Source organism: Mesorhizobium loti R88b (assembly GCF_013170845.1).
Lineage (GTDB): Bacteria > Pseudomonadota > Alphaproteobacteria > Rhizobiales > Rhizobiaceae > Mesorhizobium > Mesorhizobium loti_B.
Genome location: NZ_CP033367.1, coordinates 4,833,654 through 4,850,686, shown reverse-complemented (window position 1 = coordinate 4,850,686; position 17,033 = coordinate 4,833,654). Strand labels below are relative to the sequence as shown.

Here is a 17,033-nt window from a genome sequence, read left to right as displayed (position 1 = left end):
CATGCATGAAACAAAAACCTAAAACGCGTCGCGCTTTAGGCAGAGGCTGGCGCACTTGCGCCAGTAATAAAACTTCACCATTTTAGGTGAGGAATCATTCGGCAGGCCTTGAACCTGCATGGAATGGAGAAGGAAAACGAATGGGACGCTTCGCCGTCATCACGATGACCGAAAAGGCCGCTGACCGGGTGCGCGAGATCGTGGCTACCCGGGACAACGCGCACGGCATCCGCCTTGGCATCAAGAAGGGCGGCTGCGCCGGCATGGAATACACGGTCGACCTGGTGACCGAGCCCAACACCAAGGACGACCATATCGAGCGCGACGGCGCCCATGTCTATGTCGCGCCGGAAGCCGCTCTTTTTCTGTTCGGCACCGAAATGGATTTCGAGCAGACGACGCTGCGCACCGGCTTCACCTTCCACAACCCGAACCAGAGCTCGGCCTGCGGCTGCGGCGAATCCGTCGAATTGAAGCCTGCTGACTTGAAGGCACTGGCAGAGGCACGCGCCTCGGCCTGAGCCGACTTTTCAAATCCACCCCGCACCGAGCCGTGACCGGATGGCCGTCGAAAACGTGACCGTCGCGATATCAGTCCGGCCGCATGTCAGTGCCGACAATGCCGCATTGGCGCGCCTCTTCGAGGAGATGCAGCGGCACTATCGGGTGCCGTGTCCGCCGTTCGAGACAATCCTTGCCGATCTTGCCGGTCTGCCGGCCGGTGTTGAGATCCTGGTCGCCGAAACCGACGGGATCATCGGTTTCGCCATCTGCTCGACGATCTATCCGGGACCCGGCCTGCGCACCGGATTCTTCCTGAAAGAGCTGTTTGTCTCGGAGGCCTATCGCGGCAGCGGTGCCGGGCGTCTGCTCCTGCTGGCGCTGGTGCGCATCGCGCGGCGGGCGCGGCCATGGACGCGTCGATTGGACCGCCGACCGCGACAACGAGCGGCTGCTGACCTTCTATGACGGTCTTGGCGGCACGCGGCAGCCGGACAAGGTCTTCTTTCGGCTGAGCGGCGAGGCGCTCTCGGATTTGGCGAAAGACGAACCATTCCTTCTGCCCGTTCACGGGGAGAAGGTGTCACGAAGTGACGGATGAAAGGCAGCGCCAACCTCTCCAAAGCTAGCGCCGCCCCTCATCTGCCTGCCGGCATCTTCTCCTCGTAAACGGGGCGAAGAGCGCTACTCCACCCACATTCCCGTCCGCTTGTGCCAGTCCGCGATGGATTCCTCTGGATAGACATCAAACGTCTTGTCGCCCTTGCCGATGTCGGGCTCGACCCAGTTCGCCTTGTACTTCAACATCAGATGCACCTTTTCTGGTGGTTTCGGCAGGTCGCTGTCGATCGCCGAGGCGAAGGGATGCACCAGCTCCGGCCAGGTCGGGTCGTAAAGCCAGAGCGCCGAGCCGCATTTGCGGCAGAAATTCCGCTCGCCGGTCGAGACCTCGCAATGCGGATGCTCGTCGTCCTCGATCTCGGCGCGAAAGACGCCGAGGCTGCGCTTGCCCCTGATGTTCAGCGTTTCGTAGTCGGCGCCAAGATTGATGGCGAAACCGCCGCCGCCCTGCTGCTTGCGGCAGATCGAGCAGTAGCACAGCATGAACGGCACCGGCGTGTGGCTTTCCACCTCGAAACGCACGGCGTTGCAGCGGCAGGACCCCTTGAGCAGAAGCGGCATGTTGGGAAACTCCGATGTTTTTCTCTCAACCCGTCAGCATGGCTTTGGTTGCGGCGATGACAAGTCCTGGGTGCGGTGACATGATCGCGGCATGGACAATGAACGCATCGCCGAACTGTTCGCCGGCCTCGGCCCGGTCTCGATCCGCAGACTGTTCGGCGGCAAGGGCATCTATTTCGACGGCGTCATCGTCGCCATCGTGCTGCGCGGCGAATTGCTGCTCAAGGCCGACGAGCAAAGCATACCCGACTTCGAAGCCGCCGGCTGCCGGCAATGGACCTATACCGGCACGCGTCACGGCAAGCTGGTCGCCATGCCCTACTGGAGCATTCCCGATGACGCGTTTGATGATCCAGATGAAATGACGGTATGGGCGCGCCGGGCGTATGAGGCGGGGCGAAGGGCAGGGAATTGACCTACAGCGCCTTGGCGATCTCCGCCGCCAGCCGCGCATTGTTCTCCACCAGCGCAATGTTGGTCTTGAGGCTCCGACCGCCGGTCAATTCCAGGATTTTTCCCAGCAGAAACGGCGTCACGGCCTTGCCGGTCACATTGAGCGCCTCGGCGGCCTTCTGCGCAGCCTCGATATAGCCTGCCATCTCTTCGGCCGGGATTTCGTGGTTTTCCGGCACCGGATTGGCAACCAGCACGCCGCCGCCGAGCCCCAGCGCAGCCCGAACCTGGTAGAAATGCGAGATGTCTTCCGGCGTGTACAGGGTTAGCGGTGCGCGGAACGGCGACTGCCGCGACCAGAAGGCCGGCATCGTCTCGCAGCCATGGCCGATCACCGGCACGCCGCGGGTTTCCAGCACCTCCAGCGTTTTTTCGATATCAAGAATGGCCTTGGCGCCGGCCGAGACGACGATGACCGGCGTGCGCGCCAGTTCATCGAGGTCGGCGGAGATGTCAAAGCTCTTTTCGGCGCCCTTATGCACGCCGCCAATGCCACCGGTGGCGAACACTTTTATGCCGACCATATGCGCCGCGATCATCGTGGCGGCGACCGTGGTGCCGCCGGTGCGGCCTTGCGCGACGGCAAAGCCGAGATCGGCGCGCGAAAGCTTCATCGCGTCACCGGTCATGGCGAGCGATTCGCGTTCGCCGTCGGAGAGACCGATCTTGATGCGCCCGCCAACCACGGCGATCGTGGCCGGCACGGCACCGCCATCGCCGATGATCTTTTCGACATTGGCCGCCATCGCGCCATTGTCGGGGTAGGGCATGCCATGGGTGATGATGGTGCTTTCCAGCGCCACCACGGGCCGCCCGGCGGCCAGGGCCTGCGCCACGGGTGCGTGGATGTCGATGAAGGGGCGGGCGGTTTCTGGCGTCATCTGGATCTCCAACGCGCGGTGCGGCGCATCCATCGGGACACTCGGCAACACCGCCGCACTATGAATTTGCCGGTCTCATGCCACTTCCTTGGCATCCGGCACAAGGGCCAGCGCTTCAGTGAAGCGCGCCGCGGTGAAATCGGGGACGGCGCTGGCGCTTTCGATGGCCAACGTCGCCGCCGCAACGCCCTCGCGCAAGGCCTCGCGCAGCGGTACGTCTCGCAGCAGGGCTGCGACCGTCGCTCCCGCCAGTGCGTCGCCGGCGCCGGTGACGTCGGCAACCTTTCTGGGGGCAGGCGGCATGACCGAGAAGGCGCCAGATGCATCGAAGCCCAACACCGGCGCGCCGCCCGCCGTCACCAGGCCGCATTTCAGGCCGCTGCACCTCAAGCCGTCGACCATCTCGCGTGGCGTGGCATTCGCGTGGACGCCGGCCAGCGCCATCGCTTCCCGCCAGTTCATGAAGACCAGCGCCAGCGTCCCGAGCACAGGTATCAGCCGCACCACCTTGGCCGGCGAAATCGCAATGGCGTATACGGGCTTGCCAGCGGCAAGCGCGACCAGCCGCTCCAGCGCCGAGGATGGTAGATTGGCGTCGCACAGGATGGCATCGGCATCGGCGATCGCCTCGCGGACCTTGGACCGCCTGAGTTGTTTGGGAAACGCCAGGTCGTAGAGCGCCATGTCGGCAAAGCCGGTGATGAGTTCGCCCTCGCTGTCGATCAGCGCCGTGTAGCTCGGCGTCGTGCGGTCGAGGAACACCGCCGACAGATCGGCAATGCCGGCCTCGGCGATGGCGCGCGAAACCGTCTCGGCCGAGGCGTCGCCGCCGCGCATCGACATCAGGGAGCCCGAGACGCCGCGCCGCACGACGCTGCGCAGCGCATTGAAGACGCCGCCGCCGACATCCTCGCGCATCGTGCCGGGATTGGAGGCAGCCGGCACGTAAGCACCGGACACCTGGCCACGCCGGTCGATATGAGCGCCGCCCACGGCCAGTATTTTTGCGGATTTCACCATGCCGGCGATATGACCTTTGTTATTCCCATCGCACAAGCGCTAGGGTCTGCGACGGAGCTTCGCATGCAGGGGAGGCGATTCGGCGGATCGAAACAACGAAGCGTCTGGCCCAACGCATGGGGGCATTCTGCTCGATGTCCTGGTACGAAAAAGGAACAAATCAGGATATTACTTGTTTTTCAATTGGTTGGTGCCTCTTGCCAAATGAGAACAAAAAAGGTACAAACTGGCAGGGATTACGGATTGTCCGGCCTTCATTGACGACCAAGGGGTGATGTATCATGGCTCAGAATTCTTTGCGGCTTGTAGAGGACAAGGCAGTGGACAAATCAAAGGCTCTGGATGCGGCGCTGTCGCAAATCGAGCGGGCTTTCGGCAAGGGCTCGATCATGCGGCTCGGCGCCAATGAGCAGGTCGTCGAGATTGAAACGGTGCCGACCGGCTCGCTTGGCCTCGACATCGCGCTTGGCGTCGGTGGTCTGCCGCGCGGTCGCATCGTCGAAATCTATGGGCCGGAAAGCTCGGGCAAGACGACGCTGGCCCTGCACACCGTGGCTGAGGCCCAGAAGAAGGGCGGCATCTGCGCCTTCGTCGATGCCGAACACGCGCTCGACCCGGTCTATGCCCGCAAGCTGGGCGTCGACCTTGAAAACCTGCTGATCTCGCAGCCCGACACCGGCGAACAGGCGCTGGAAATCTGCGACACTCTGGTGCGCTCCGGCGCCATCGACGTGCTGGTGGTCGATTCGGTCGCGGCACTGACGCCGCGCGCCGAAATCGAGGGCGAGATGGGCGATTCGTTGCCTGGTCTTCAGGCGCGTTTGATGAGCCAGGCGCTGCGCAAGCTGACCGCCTCGATCTCGCGCTCCAACACCATGGTCATCTTCATCAACCAGATTCGCATGAAGATCGGCGTCATGTTCGGTTCGCCCGAAACCACGACGGGCGGCAATGCGCTGAAGTTCTACGCTTCGGTTCGCCTCGACATCCGCCGCATCGGCTCGGTCAAGGACCGCGACGAGGTCGTCGGCAATCAGACCCGCGTCAAGGTGGTCAAGAACAAGCTGGCGCCGCCCTTCAAGGTGGTCGAATTCGACATCATGTATGGCGAAGGTGTGTCAAAGACCGGCGAACTGGTCGATCTCGGCGTCAAGGCCGGGGTGGTCGAGAAGTCGGGCGCCTGGTTCTCCTACAATTCGCAGCGCCTCGGCCAAGGCCGCGAGAATGCAAAGCTGTTCTTGCGCGACAATCCCGATACGGCACGCGAAATCGAACTGGCGCTCAGGCAGAATGCCGGTCTGATCGCCGAGAAATTCCTCGAAAATGGCGGCCCCGAGCGCGGTGAAAGCGACGATGGCTTCGAGGAAGAATCCGGCGCGATGTAAGGCAATGGCCAGAGTTCAGCCATAAATCCAGCCTATCATCTGACGCTTAAGTAACTGAGTTCCGTAGTATCGCGTTCCAAACCGCCGGCCTTTGAGCCGGCGGTTTTCGTTTTTGGGTAACGCGGATGGCTGGCAAGCTCTTGGATTGGCCCAATTCCGTGTTTCTGGACAGGCTGGGGCCTGCCCGCTAAAAGGCCAAGTCTATTTCTGGAAAGCAGAGACCAGTTTCCGCCGGCCGTGCCGGCGGTTTTCGCGAAAAGGCAGCAGTCATGAGTGGCGTGAACGAGATCCGGTCGACCTTTCTCGACTATTTCCGCAAGGAGGGCCACGAGGTCGTGGCCTCGAGCCCGCTTGTGCCGCGCAACGATCCGACATTGATGTTCACCAATGCCGGCATGGTCCAGTTCAAGAATGTCTTCACCGGCCTGGAGAAGCGGGCCTATTCGCGCGCCACAACTGCCCAGAAGAGCGTTCGCGCCGGCGGCAAGCACAATGACCTCGACAATGTCGGTTACACCGCGCGTCACCTGACCTTCTTCGAGATGCTCGGCAATTTCTCCTTCGGCGACTACTTCAAGGAGCGCGCCATCGAGCTTGCCTGGAATCTCATCACCAAGGAATTCGGGCTGAAGAAGGACAAGCTGCTGGTCACCGTCTATCACACCGACGATGAGGCTGCCGGCTTCTGGAAGAAAATCGCGGGTTTCTCGGACGACCGCATCATCCGCATCGCGACCTCGGACAATTTCTGGGCGATGGGCGACACCGGACCGTGCGGGCCGTGCTCTGAGATATTCATCGACCGTGGCGAGCACATCTGGGGTGGGCCTCCCGGCAGCCCCGAGGAGGATGGCGACCGTTTCCTCGAATTCTGGAACCTGGTGTTCATGCAGTATGAACAGGTGACGAAGGAGGAGCGCGTCGACCTGCCGCGCCCGTCCATCGACACTGGCATGGGCCTGGAGCGCATGGCGTCCATCCTGCAGGGGGTGGAAAGCGTCTTCGAAACCGATCTGTTCCGCCACCTGATCGATGCCGCGTCCTCCGCGCTCGGGCGCGCTCCGGATGCGGAGACCGTGGCGTCCTACCGCGTCATGGCGGATCACCTGCGTTCATCTTCTTTCCTGGTCGCCGACGGTGTCTTGCCGTCGAACGAAGGCCGCGGCTACGTGCTGCGCCGCATCATGCGCCGCGCCATGCGCCACGCGCAGTTGCTCGGTGCGAGCGAGCCGCTGATGTGGAAGCTGGTGCCGGCGCTGGTGCGCGAGATGGGCCAGGCCTATCCCGAACTGCTGCGCGGCGAACAGTTGATCACCGAGACGCTGAAGCTTGAGGAGACCAGGTTCCGCAAGACGCTGGTACGCGGCCTCGGCCTGCTCTCCGAGGCGACGGAAACGCTTCATGCCGGCGACATGCTGGATGGCGAGACGGCCTTCAGGCTCTATGACACCTATGGTTTCCCGCTCGACCTGACGCAGGACGCTCTGCGTCAGCGCAACATCTCGGTCGATCTTGCCGGCTTCACCAATGCGATGGAGCAGCAGAAGGCCGAGGCGCGCAAGCATTGGGCGGGATCCGGCGAAGCCGCAACCGAAACAGTCTGGTTCTCGGTGCGCGAAAAGGCTGGTGCCACCGAGTTCCTCGGCTACGAGACTGAAGCCGCGGAAGGCCTCGTCCAGGCGCTGGTCAAGGACGGCAAGACCGTCGACAGCGCCGGCAAGGGCGATGCGGTCGCTGTCGTCGTCAACCAGACGCCGTTCTATGGCGAATCCGGCGGCCAGATGGGCGACACCGGTGTCATCTCGGGCGAAGGCTTCTCGATCGAGATTTCGGACACGCAAAAGAAGGCCGATGGGCTGTTCGTGCATCTCGGCAAGGTGGCGAGCGGCACGGTCAAGACGGGCGCCGCCGTCGAGCTGAAAGTCGACCACGCGCGCCGCACGAGGCTGCGTGCCAACCATTCGGCGACGCATCTGATCCACGAGGCGCTGCGCGAGGTGCTGGGCACCCATGTCGCGCAAAAGGGATCGCTGGTAGCGCCCGAGCGCCTGCGTTTCGACATCTCGCACAACAAGCCGATCTCTGCCGAGGAGCTCGAAGAGGTCGAGCGCATGGCCAACGAAATCGTCGTGCAGAACAGCCCGGTGACGACGCGCTTGATGTCGGTCGACGATGCCATCGCCGAGGGTGCCATGGCGCTGTTTGGCGAGAAGTATGGCGACGAGGTGCGCGTCGTGTCGATGGGCACGGGGCTGCATGGCGCCAAGGCCAACCGGCCCTATTCGGTCGAACTCTGCGGCGGTACCCATGTCCGGGCGACCGGCGATATCGGCCTGGTGCGCGTTGTCTCCGACAGCGCGGTCGCCGCCGGCGTGCGCCGCATCGAGGCGCTGACCGGCGAAGCCGCACGAAGATATCTCGATGAGCAGGACAGGCGTCTGAAGGCGACGGCAGCCGTGCTGAAGATCTCGCCCGCCGACGTACCGGCGCGTGTCGAGACGCTGCTTGAGGAGCGCAAGAAGCTCGAGAAGGAATTGACCGAAGCGCGCAAGAAGCTTGCGCTTGGCGGCGGTGCCGCTGCCGGCGCCCCGGCCGAGAATGAGATCGTCGCCGGTGTCGGTTTCCTCGGCAAGGCAGTATCGGGCGTCTCGCCGAAGGATCTGAAGCCGCTGGCCGATGCCGGCAAGACCTCGCTCGGCTCCGGCGTCGTCGTCTTCGTCGGCGCCGGCGAAGACAACAAGGCAAGCGTCGTCGTCGCCGTGACCGATGATCTCGTCGGCCGCTTCAGCGCGGTCGATCTGGTGCGTGTGGCCTCGGCCGCCCTGGGTGGGCAGGGCGGCGGCGGAAGGCCCGACATGGCGCAGGCCGGCGGCCCGGATGCCTCGAAGGCCAATGATGCGATCGCCGCGGTCAAGGCGGCGCTGGAGGCAGCCTGAAAGCCACGGAATGCCCGATAGTCCTGGCAAGAAGGTGCTCGTCCTTGGCGGCTATGGGCTGATCGGCGAAGCCGTCGTCGGCCGCCTGGTTCGCGACGGCCATCAGGTGACTGGGCTCGGCCGTGATGTCAGTGATGCCAAGCGGCGCTGGCCGGCGGTAGGCTGGATCGCGGCCGACATGGCGCAACTGCTTGCCGCTGAGGACTGGCTGCCAATGGTCGCGGGCATGGATGCGGTCGTCAATGCGGCGGGCGCCCTGCAGGACGGCCCGCGCGACCGCCTCGACGCCATCCACCGGGACTCGGTCGTGGCTCTGGTCTCAGCCTGCGAACAGGCCGGGGTCGGCCGTTTGGTGCAGATCTCCGCCATCGGCGCCGATCCCGCGTCGACAAATGTCTTTTTCAGCACCAAGGCGCAAGGCGACAAGGCAGTCGCCAGCTCTTCGCTGGAGTGGACGATCCTGCGGCCGGGCCTGGTGATCGCGCCTGCTGCCTATGGCGGGACAGCACTTCTGCGCGCGCTTGCGGCATTCCCCGGCTTTATCCCCGCCGTCATGGCACGCCAGCCGATCCAGACCGTGGCGGTCACTGACGTTGCAGAAACCGTGTCACGCGCGGTCGCCGGATCCCTGCCGCCCCGCACTACAGTCGATCTCGTCGAAGCCGATGCCCGCTCGCTCGGCGATGTCCTGATTGCTTTCCGCGCCTGGCTTGGCCTGCCGCAGGCCCGCGTCGTGCCGATGCCGTCCATGCTCGGTTTGCTTGCGGGCGCCATTGCCGATGGCCTTGGCTTGCTTGGCTGGCGATCGCCTCTGCGCAGCGCAGCCCTTGCCGCGCTGGCGCGCGGCGTCACCGGTAACGCCAAATCCTGGAGCGAGATTTCCGATCACAAACTGCAGCCGCTGGAAGCAACGCTGGCTGCCATGCCCGCCCATGTCCAGGAACGCTGGTTCGCCCGCCTTTGGCTGCTGAAACCGGCTGTGTTCGGCATCCTGTCGTTGTTCTGGCTGGTTTCCGGCATCGTCGGGTTTATCAGACAAGGTGCGGCGGCGGATATTCTGGTCTCACATGGCCTGTCGCCGGCCCTGGCGCTCGGTGCGGTCATTGCCGGAAGTCTCGCCGACATCATTGTCGGAGCCGCCATTATCGTACGGTCCCTCGCGCGCCTCGCGCTGCTGGGCATGCTTGCCATCACCTTGGCCTATCTCGGCACGGCGACCGTGCTTGCGCCCGACCTGTGGCTCGATCCGCTGGGGGCAATGGTCAAGGCTGTTCCCGCACTTTGCCTTGCTCTCGTGGCCTTGGCGATCCTGGACGAGCGATGAGCCTCGGGGCCGACCTCCTGCGCTGGGCGCATGTCATCGGCGCCATGGTTCTGTTCGGCACCGGCGCCGGCATCGCCTTCTTCATGCTGATGGCGCAACGCACTGGCCGCGCCGAGCTCGTTGCCCATGTCGCCGGCACGGTCGTCATCGCCGACACGATCTTCACGGCAACGGCCGTCATCGTCCAGCCGATCACTGGCGTGCTTTTGGCGCGGGCAGTGGGTTGGCCGCTCTCCGAGGGCTGGATCGTACTGTCCTTGCTGCTCTATGTCGTGACCGGCCTGTTCTGGCTGCCGGTGGTCTGGATTCAAATTCGGATACGAAACCTGGCGCGGCAAGCGGCTCTCGAAAACGCGCCGCTGCCCGCTGAGGAGAAGCGCCTGTTTCGCATCTGGTTTGCTTGCGGTTTTCCAGCCTTTGGCGCGGTGCTTGCGATCCTCTGGCTGATGGTGACCCGGCCGGAAATCAGCTTCTAATGCGCGCCTGCCGCCTGGATGTTTCGACGGCCGGTCCGGAGAAGGATTATGCCGACACTGACCATGTATCAGGCCGACGCTTTTGCCGATCGGATTTTTCAGGGCAACCCGGCGGCCGTCCTCATCCTGGAGGACTGGCTGCCGGACGAGGTCATGCAGGCGGTTGCCAACGAGAACAATTTGGCCGAAACCGCCTTTGCACGACCGAACGGCACCGGTTGGGACCTGCGCTGGTTCACGCCGGTGCATGAGGCCGATTTCTGCGGCCACGCGACGCTTGCCACCGCTCACGTGCTTGCCGAAGCCTACAACGTGTCGAACGACATGGCCTTCGCGACGCGGGTCGGCGAGATCAGGGTTTCGCGACATGACGGCGCCTATCGGCTTGACCTGCCATGCTTCCCGCCGCAGCCGCTCGATGCCGAATTGACGCGCACGCTTCAGGACAGCGTGTCGGCCCGGCCGGTCGCGTGCTTTCGCAACTTCGAGAACCTGTTCGTCGAGCTTGCCGATGAAGCGGCCGTGCGATCCTTCGCTCCGGACCTGTTCAAGATCGCGGCCTTCGACCCGCTCGGAGTCGTTGTCACCGCGTGCGGCGGCAGCCACGATTTTGTGTCGCGCTACTTCGCTCCGGCAGCGGGCATTCCCGAGGATCCGGTGACCGGCTCGATCCATGCGACACTGGTGCCGTACTGGTCGGAGAAACTGGGCAAGACCAGGCTTTCGGCATTCCAGTGCTCGCAGCGCGGCGGCCATTTGCTGTGCGAACTTGCCGATGACCGCGTGCTGATCAGCGGCCGCGCCAAAACCTTCATGAAGGCCGAGATCTATCTTCCCGATTGATGTGCGCTATTCGGCTTTCTCGGTGCGGGCAAAGCTCGGACGATTAGCAATGCGCGTGTACCAGCCTTGGATCTCGGCGAACTCCGCCAGCAGCTTTTGTCCCTCGGCAACCTTGAGAAAATAACCGATGATCGGCGCTGCGTGCAGGTCGGCGAGTGTCAACTGGTCGCCCAGCAGCCAGGGGCCGGGAGCCTTGAGTGAGGTGAGCACCCTGAGCACCGTTTCCGCCTGCCGAAGGCCGTTGGCGATCACCGTCTTGTCGGGTTCAGCCTTCTCCAGCCGCTCAACGGCGACGTCCCAGACCATGGCGCGGTAGCCATAGGCGTCGAGCATGCCTGTCATCTGGCCCATCCTGGCGCGACCGCGCGCATCGGCGGGCTGCAGCGCCGGACCGTCGAAAGCCTCGTCGACATAGCGCGCGATCGCGTTCGTCTCGAAGAGCCGGAACCCGTCATGCTCGAAGGCCGGAATGCGGCCGAACGGGTGACGCTCGAGATACCAGGCCGGGATGCCGTCGGCGGCAAAGATGTCGAGCGGCACCAACTCATAGTCGATGCCTTTCTCCTCCAGCGCCATCCGCGCGATGCGCACGTAAACGCTGTAGTCCGCGCCGTAGAGAGTTGGCCTGTTCAAGTTGTTTCCTCGCCGAGCTGAAGCCAAATACGCAAGTTCCCGACCGATTCGAAGCCGGCTGTACGCGCCGCCCGCAAAGCAGCACCGCGCTCATATCCCACGAGCGGAAGACCGTTGGCGTAGGTAAGGGCGGCATTCGCTGCATCTTGATAGACGGGTTCTGCGTCGTCACCCGTTGCAAAGACATTCGATAGGCCCATCGCCTCCGACGAGCGGTTAACGATGCATCCGGCGTCAAAGCCAGCGGTTGTAGCACGCCCTAGAAATGCAACGTTTGGGTTATCGAGTATCGCCGGCGGGAACCCCCCTCGGTCGGTTGGGTTGTCTGACGCCCATGCATCCTCCCAGGCATGGAGCGCGTCGGGATCACAGATGCGCCGCCATCCGGCAGCCCGGCCGCCGCCGGTCCTTCCGATCGCGCTGTCCGGATCGGCCCATATCCAGCTTGCGTCGAAAAGAACCTTGAACCCGATGTCGGCCAGGTCGAGACGACAAAATCCGTCCTTGACCGCAAAGGGACCGTCAAGCACCGAACTCAAGTGCTTGACTGCTTCGAGCTGAAGCACGATCGCATCAGGATCCAGCGTTGTCATATTTGAATAGTATGGTGGAGCCGGCGTATCGCTCCACCACAGGAACAAGTTTCGGTGTTCCCTCAACCCGTGAGCCCGAAACACCGCTTCGTAGAGATCGGCGTTGTTTGCCGCACAGATGCGGACCTTGTCTGCCAAGGTCCGCATCTTCATATCAGGCCATCGCCTTCTGCAAATTCTCGTCGATCTTGTCGAGGAAGCCGGTGGTCGACAGCCAAGGCTGGTCGGGACCGATCAGCAGTGACAGGTCCTTGGTCATGAAGCCGCTCTCGACCGTCTGGATACAGACCTTCTCCAGCGTGTCGGCAAACCGCTTCAATTCGGCATTGTCGTCGAGCTTGGCGCGGTGGGCGAGGCCACGCGTCCAGGCGAAGATCGAGGCGATCGAATTGGTCGAGGTTTCCTCACCCTTCTGATGCTGGCGATAGTGGCGGGTGACGGTGCCGTGCGCTGCTTCCGCCTCCACCGTCTTGCCGTCCGGCGTCATCAGCACCGAGGTCATCAGGCCGAGCGAACCAAAGCCCTGCGCCACCGTGTCGGACTGGACGTCGCCGTCATAGTTCTTGCAGGCCCAGACATAGCCGCCCGACCATTTCAGGGCGGACGCCACCATGTCGTCGATGAGGCGGTGCTCATACCACAGCTTCTTCGCCTTGAATTCCGCCTCGAACTCAGCCTCGTAGACTTCCTGAAAGATATCCTTGAAGCGGCCGTCATAGGCCTTGAGGATGGTGTTCTTGGTCGACAGGTAGACCGGATAGTTGCGCAGCAGGCCGTAGTTCAGCGAGGCGCGAGCGAACTCGCGGATCGAGTCGTCGAGATTGTACATGGCCATGGCGACACCGGCGCCGGGCGCGTCGTACACGTCATGCTCGATGACCTGGCCGTCCTCGCCGACGAACTTGATCGTCAGCTTGCCCTTGCCGGGGAAGCGGAAATCGGTGGCGCGGTACTGGTCCCCGAAGGCGTGACGGCCGACGATGATCGGCTTGGTCCAGCCGGGCACCAGCCGCGGCACGTTCTTCATGATGATCGGCTCGCGGAAGATCGTGCCGCCGAGGATGTTGCGGATGGTGCCGTTCGGCGACTTCCACATCTTCTTCAGCTTGAATTCCTCGACGCGCTGCTCGTCGGGGGTGATCGTCGCGCATTTCACGCCGACGCCGTATTTCTTGATGGCGTTGGCAGAATCGATCGTCACCTGGTCGTTGGTGGCATCGCGATGCTCGATGCCAAGATCATAATATTCAAGCTTGAGGTCGAGATAAGGGTGGATCAGCTTGTCCTTGATGAACTGCCAGATGATGCGGGTCATCTCGTCGCCGTCGAGTTCGACGACCGGGTTCGCCACCTTGATCTTCGCCATGAAAGAATGCCTCGTTGCTGGGATATGGGACGGCCTTGCCCGCGTGGCGTTCGGCCGGGGATGCCGCCCGTATATCAAAGCGCTTTTGGCCGCGCAAACGGCGATCGGTCACGAATGTGAGGCTGTCACCGCAATCATTTGCGAATGCTTCATTTTCGCGGCCGAATATGGCAGGGGACGCTGAAATGCCGCAAACAGCAGTTCATTGACAATGATGCCCATCACCAACGATCCCGACAACAGCGCAGCCGCAGGCCCCGCCATCATTCTCGTCGAACCGCAGCTCGGCGAGAACATCGGCATGGTCGCACGCGCCATGGCCAATTTCGGTCTGTCCGAACTGCGCCTGGTCAATCCGCGCGACGGCTGGCCGAGCGAGAAGGCCCGCGCCGCCGCCAGCCGTGCCGACCATGTCATCGACGCGGTGAAGGTGTTCGACGACCTGGCCTCGGCGCTTGCCGATTTGAATTTCGTTTTCGCCACCACCGCCAGGCAGCGCGACGGCTTCAAATCCGTACGCGGTCCCGTCGAAGCGGGCAGGGTGCTTCGCGCCCGCCACGGCATGGGTCAGCGCACCGGCATCCTGTTCGGCCGCGAACGCTTCGGCCTCTACAATGACGAGGTCGGTCTTGCCGACGAGATCGTCACCTTTCCCGTCGATCCCGATTTCTCCTCGCTCAACATCGCGCAGGCCGCCTTGCTGATGTCCTATGAGTGGATGAAGTCAGGCCTCGAGGACGAAACCAAGACCAATTTTTCCGGCCCCGACATGAAGCCGGCAAGCAAGGAAGAATTGCACGGCCTGTTTGCCTATCTCGAGGGCGCCTTGGAAGCGCGCGGCTATTTCCGGCCGGCGCCGAAGAAGCCGAAGATGGTCGACAATCTGCGCGCCGTGCTGACGCGCGCCGGCTTTGCCGAACCGGAGCTCAAAGTGCTGCGCGGTATCATTTCCTCGCTCGATAGGTTTTCGCCGGCTATGCCGCGCGGCGATGGTTCGCCGGGCGATGATCCGAGGCGTCTGCCCGCGGCCGCCGCTCGCGCCCGCAAGGCGGATGCGGCCGGCCATGTGCCGGACGCCAACGGCGACGATACCGACACGCCGCCGCTAGGCGGCAAGGGAACCGACAATGACTGAGCGGCCGATCCTGATGTTCGATTCCGGCGTCGGCGGGCTGACCGTGTTGCGCGAGGCGCGGGTGCTGATGCCGGACCGGCGCTTCATCTATGTCGCCGACGACGCGGCCTTTCCTTTCGGTGCCTGGGAAGAACCGGCGTTGCGGACCCATATATTGGAGCTGTTCGCCAAGCTGCTCGACCGGTTTGAACCAGTCATTTCGGTCATCGCCTGCAATACTGCATCGACGCTGGTGATCGACGCGTTGCGCGACGCGTTTCCCGGCCATCCCTTTGTCGGCACGGTGCCGGCGGTCAAGCCGGCGGCGGAGCGCACCCGCTCGGGCCTGGTCTCAGTGCTGGCGACGCCGGGTACGGTGAAGCGGCAGTACACGCGTGACCTGATCAGCAAATGGGCACAGAAATGCCATGTCCGGCTGGTTGGCAGCGACAGGCTGGCGCAACTTGCCGAAGCCTATATGCGCGAGGGCTTTGTCGACGAGGAAGCCGTGCGCGCCGAGATCGCGCCCTGCTTCATCGAACGTGACGGGATGCGGACGGATATCGTGGTGCTGGCCTGCACGCATTACCCCTTTCTGGTCAACCGCATGCGCAAGACCGCACCCTGGCCGGTCGACTGGATCGATCCGGCCGAGGCGATCGCAAGGCGCGCCCTTTCGCTGCTGCCATCCGTCGATGGGGCGCTGCCGCAAGGCGAGCCCGATATTGCCGTCTTCACCTCTGGCAAGGCCGATTTCGCCGTCAGCCGGCTGATGCAGGGCTTTGGACTGGTGACGGAAACGGCCGCTGCTCAAACAGGTTCGAAGACGATGCTGCGTTGATCCGGATCGGCCGAGACCAGCCTTAGCGTCAGGCTGTCGCCCTGTCCGAGCCCGGAGGCCTTTACGGTCGCAACGACAGCCATGTCGGCAAGCTGGACGCGCACGCCTTGGTCGACTAGGTCGGTGACAACGGCTTTGAACGTTTCTCCCTCGCGCCCCCTGAGCATCACCGCCTCGGCAAGGTCGATCGCTGCATGGTTGATCTGCGAAGCGCGGCTGTCTCCACGCCCCATCACCTTCGGCAACCTGGCAAACGCATCGGTGACGGCCTGCGGCACCGGCTGGCCGTTTGATATAGCCAGCGCGCAGCGCACGACATAGCGGTCGGCCAGTCGCCTGAGCGGCGCGGTTGCATGGGCGTAGGTCGCAGCCATCGCCTCATGCCAGGGGACGACGCCCTCCTGATAGGGCTGATAGGACGCGCCAGAGCCGGCATGGCGGATTTCCAGCATCAGCGCCGCCTGTTGCCTGTTGCTCGGATCAAGGGTCCGCTGATAGTCGCGCAAGCTGGTCGAGGCCGGCCAGGACAGTCCGAGCGCCTGTGCTGAATTGCGCAGCCTTTGCACCTTGAACGCATCCGGGTCCGACATCACCCGGAACAACCCGGTCTTGTGCGCCAGCATGGCGTCGGCAATCGCCATGTTGGCGGCCAGCGAAAGCGCGGCGTTGTCCTGTTCGGATTGTAGCATCGGCCTGAACGAAAGCTGGTATGTGCCGTCGGCGAGCTTTTCCACCTCTTGCTCGGGCGGGTCGACGCGCGAAGCGCCTCGACGCTCCTCGTTTGCCGCCACGCGCCGCGCCAGCTCCGCGAAGCCGGCCGGAACGTCGGCGGCCTGCACACTGTCATAGGCGAGCTTCGCGCGGCTTTGAATGATTGCCCGCTCCGCGCCGTCCAATTTCACCGCGCCGTCGTCAGCGACCCGAACGGTGAAGATGATTGCCGGACGTGGTCCATCCGGCAACAAGCTGGCCGCGCCCTCGGCAAGTGCCGGCGGGTAGAGCCCGGCCTTGCCGTCCGGCAGATAAAACGTCTCGCCCCGCGTCCAGGCTTCGCGATCGATCGCGTCGCCGTCCTCGACGAACCAGGCCACGTCGGCAATGGCATAATGCAGTAAAAGATCGCCACCGCTGGCTTCGATCGAGAACGCCTGGTCAAGATCGGTGGAGCTTGCCGGATCGAGTGTAACGAAGGGCATCGCTGTCCGGTCGGCATGCTGGTTCGGCACACGTTTGGCCGCCGCCTCCGCCGCAGCCATGACGTCAGCCGGAAATCCATCCGGCACATGGAATTCGGTGCGGATTTTCGCCAGGCCGGTGGAGAGAGCTTGCGAGGGGTCTGTCAGAGACTTCATTCGGCTGTCCTACACCGGCGCTCCGGGCACGGGAAGGCTGCCAACGAACTCGCCAAAGCCGGCCGCCGGAATGGCAGCAGCCGGACGAAGAACTGGGCCGCTGGAACTGTCGCCGAAGCGCGGCGTTTCTCCA

17 protein-coding genes are annotated in these 17,033 nt (G+C 63.5%); 10 read left to right on the top strand and 7 right to left on the bottom strand.

Annotation, left to right across the window (positions count from 1 at the left end; translation table 11 throughout):
* Positions 1-140: 140 nt before the first annotated feature.
* Together sufA and EB235_RS23760 are read left to right on the top strand one after the other, a co-directional pair.
* The gene (gene sufA, locus EB235_RS23765; RefSeq protein ID WP_013532156.1) at positions 141-521 is read left to right on the top strand and encodes a Fe-S cluster assembly scaffold SufA; all 381 of its coding nucleotides are present in this window, start codon (positions 141-143) and stop codon (positions 519-521) included.
* Positions 522-561: 40 nt separating this feature from the next.
* A complete protein-coding gene (locus tag EB235_RS23760) occupies positions 562-969 on the top strand; it encodes a GNAT family N-acetyltransferase (RefSeq protein WP_432431117.1) in 408 nt (135 codons plus the stop codon).
* 216 nt (positions 970-1,185) lie between these two features.
* Here the strand turns inward: EB235_RS23760 and EB235_RS23755 are convergent, their stop codons facing one another.
* Positions 1,186-1,683 (bottom strand): GFA family protein, encoded by a 498-nt coding sequence (locus EB235_RS23755; RefSeq protein WP_027028639.1) that lies wholly within the window; start codon positions 1,681-1,683, stop codon positions 1,186-1,188.
* Positions 1,684-1,774: 91 nt separating this feature from the next.
* Here EB235_RS23755 and EB235_RS23750 point away from each other — a divergent pair, with 91 nt between their 5' ends.
* A complete protein-coding gene (locus tag EB235_RS23750) occupies positions 1,775-2,098 on the top strand; it encodes a TfoX/Sxy family protein (RefSeq protein ID WP_027028640.1) in 324 nt (107 codons plus the stop codon).
* A 1-nt stretch (position 2,099) separates the two neighbouring features.
* Here the strand turns inward: EB235_RS23750 and EB235_RS23745 are convergent, their stop codons facing one another.
* Positions 2,100-3,017: a pseudouridine-5'-phosphate glycosidase gene (locus EB235_RS23745; protein ID WP_027028641.1), complete on the bottom strand. Its 918-nt coding sequence runs from the start codon at positions 3,015-3,017 to the stop codon at positions 2,100-2,102.
* A 75-nt stretch (positions 3,018-3,092) separates the two neighbouring features.
* Positions 3,093-4,037: a carbohydrate kinase family protein gene (locus tag EB235_RS23740; protein ID WP_027028642.1), complete on the bottom strand. Its 945-nt coding sequence runs from the start codon at positions 4,035-4,037 to the stop codon at positions 3,093-3,095.
* Positions 4,038-4,318: 281 nt separating this feature from the next.
* Between EB235_RS23740 and recA the strand changes: the two genes are divergently transcribed.
* The 5 genes from recA to EB235_RS23715 all read left to right on the top strand — a co-directional run bounded on the left by recA (position 4,319) and on the right by EB235_RS23715 (position 11,001).
* On the top strand, positions 4,319-5,422 hold the full coding sequence (recA, locus tag EB235_RS23735; protein WP_023669117.1) for a recombinase RecA: 1,104 nt from the start codon (positions 4,319-4,321) through the stop codon (positions 5,420-5,422).
* Positions 5,423-5,691: 269 nt separating this feature from the next.
* Positions 5,692-8,358: an alanine--tRNA ligase gene (gene alaS, locus EB235_RS23730; RefSeq protein WP_027028643.1), complete on the top strand. Its 2,667-nt coding sequence runs from the start codon at positions 5,692-5,694 to the stop codon at positions 8,356-8,358.
* A gap of 10 nt (positions 8,359-8,368) precedes the next feature.
* Positions 8,369-9,682, top strand: coding sequence for an SDR family oxidoreductase (locus tag EB235_RS23725; RefSeq protein WP_027028644.1), 1,314 nt, complete (start codon positions 8,369-8,371; stop codon positions 9,680-9,682).
* Positions 9,679-10,158, top strand: a complete 480-nt coding sequence (locus EB235_RS23720) for a DUF2269 family protein (RefSeq protein ID WP_027028645.1) — start codon at positions 9,679-9,681, stop codon at positions 10,156-10,158. The genes EB235_RS23725 and EB235_RS23720 overlap by 4 nt, the downstream gene beginning before the upstream one ends.
* Before the next feature lie 48 nt (positions 10,159-10,206).
* Positions 10,207-11,001: a PhzF family phenazine biosynthesis protein gene (locus EB235_RS23715; RefSeq protein ID WP_027028646.1), complete on the top strand. Its 795-nt coding sequence runs from the start codon at positions 10,207-10,209 to the stop codon at positions 10,999-11,001.
* Positions 11,002-11,007: 6 nt separating this feature from the next.
* Here the strand turns inward: EB235_RS23715 and EB235_RS23710 are convergent, their stop codons facing one another.
* Genes EB235_RS23710 through EB235_RS23700 form a run of 3 tightly spaced genes read right to left on the bottom strand, consistent with a single transcriptional unit; the run spans position 11,008 to position 13,593 of the window.
* A complete protein-coding gene (locus tag EB235_RS23710; RefSeq protein ID WP_051429835.1) occupies positions 11,008-11,577 on the bottom strand; it encodes a glutathione S-transferase family protein in 570 nt (189 codons plus the stop codon).
* Between the two features lie 53 nt (positions 11,578-11,630).
* Entirely contained in the window at positions 11,631-12,380 is a 750-nt protein-coding gene (locus tag EB235_RS23705; RefSeq protein ID WP_051429558.1) for a hypothetical protein, read from the bottom strand.
* Between the two features lies 1 nt (position 12,381).
* Positions 12,382-13,593: an NADP-dependent isocitrate dehydrogenase gene (locus tag EB235_RS23700; RefSeq protein WP_027028649.1), complete on the bottom strand. Its 1,212-nt coding sequence runs from the start codon at positions 13,591-13,593 to the stop codon at positions 12,382-12,384.
* A gap of 214 nt (positions 13,594-13,807) precedes the next feature.
* Here EB235_RS23700 and EB235_RS23695 point away from each other — a divergent pair, with 214 nt between their 5' ends.
* Complete coding sequence (locus tag EB235_RS23695; protein ID WP_027028651.1) at positions 13,808-14,728, top strand: RNA methyltransferase; 921 nt, start codon at positions 13,808-13,810, stop codon at positions 14,726-14,728.
* Positions 14,721-15,548 (top strand): glutamate racemase, encoded by an 828-nt coding sequence (murI, locus tag EB235_RS23690; protein ID WP_027028652.1) that lies wholly within the window; start codon positions 14,721-14,723, stop codon positions 15,546-15,548. The genes EB235_RS23695 and murI overlap by 8 nt, the downstream gene beginning before the upstream one ends.
* Here the strand turns inward: murI and EB235_RS23685 are convergent.
* Positions 15,518-16,900, bottom strand: coding sequence for an RNB domain-containing ribonuclease (locus EB235_RS23685; protein WP_027028653.1), 1,383 nt, complete (start codon positions 16,898-16,900; stop codon positions 15,518-15,520). The genes murI and EB235_RS23685 overlap by 31 nt on opposite strands.
* Positions 16,901-17,033: the final 133 nt, after the last annotated feature.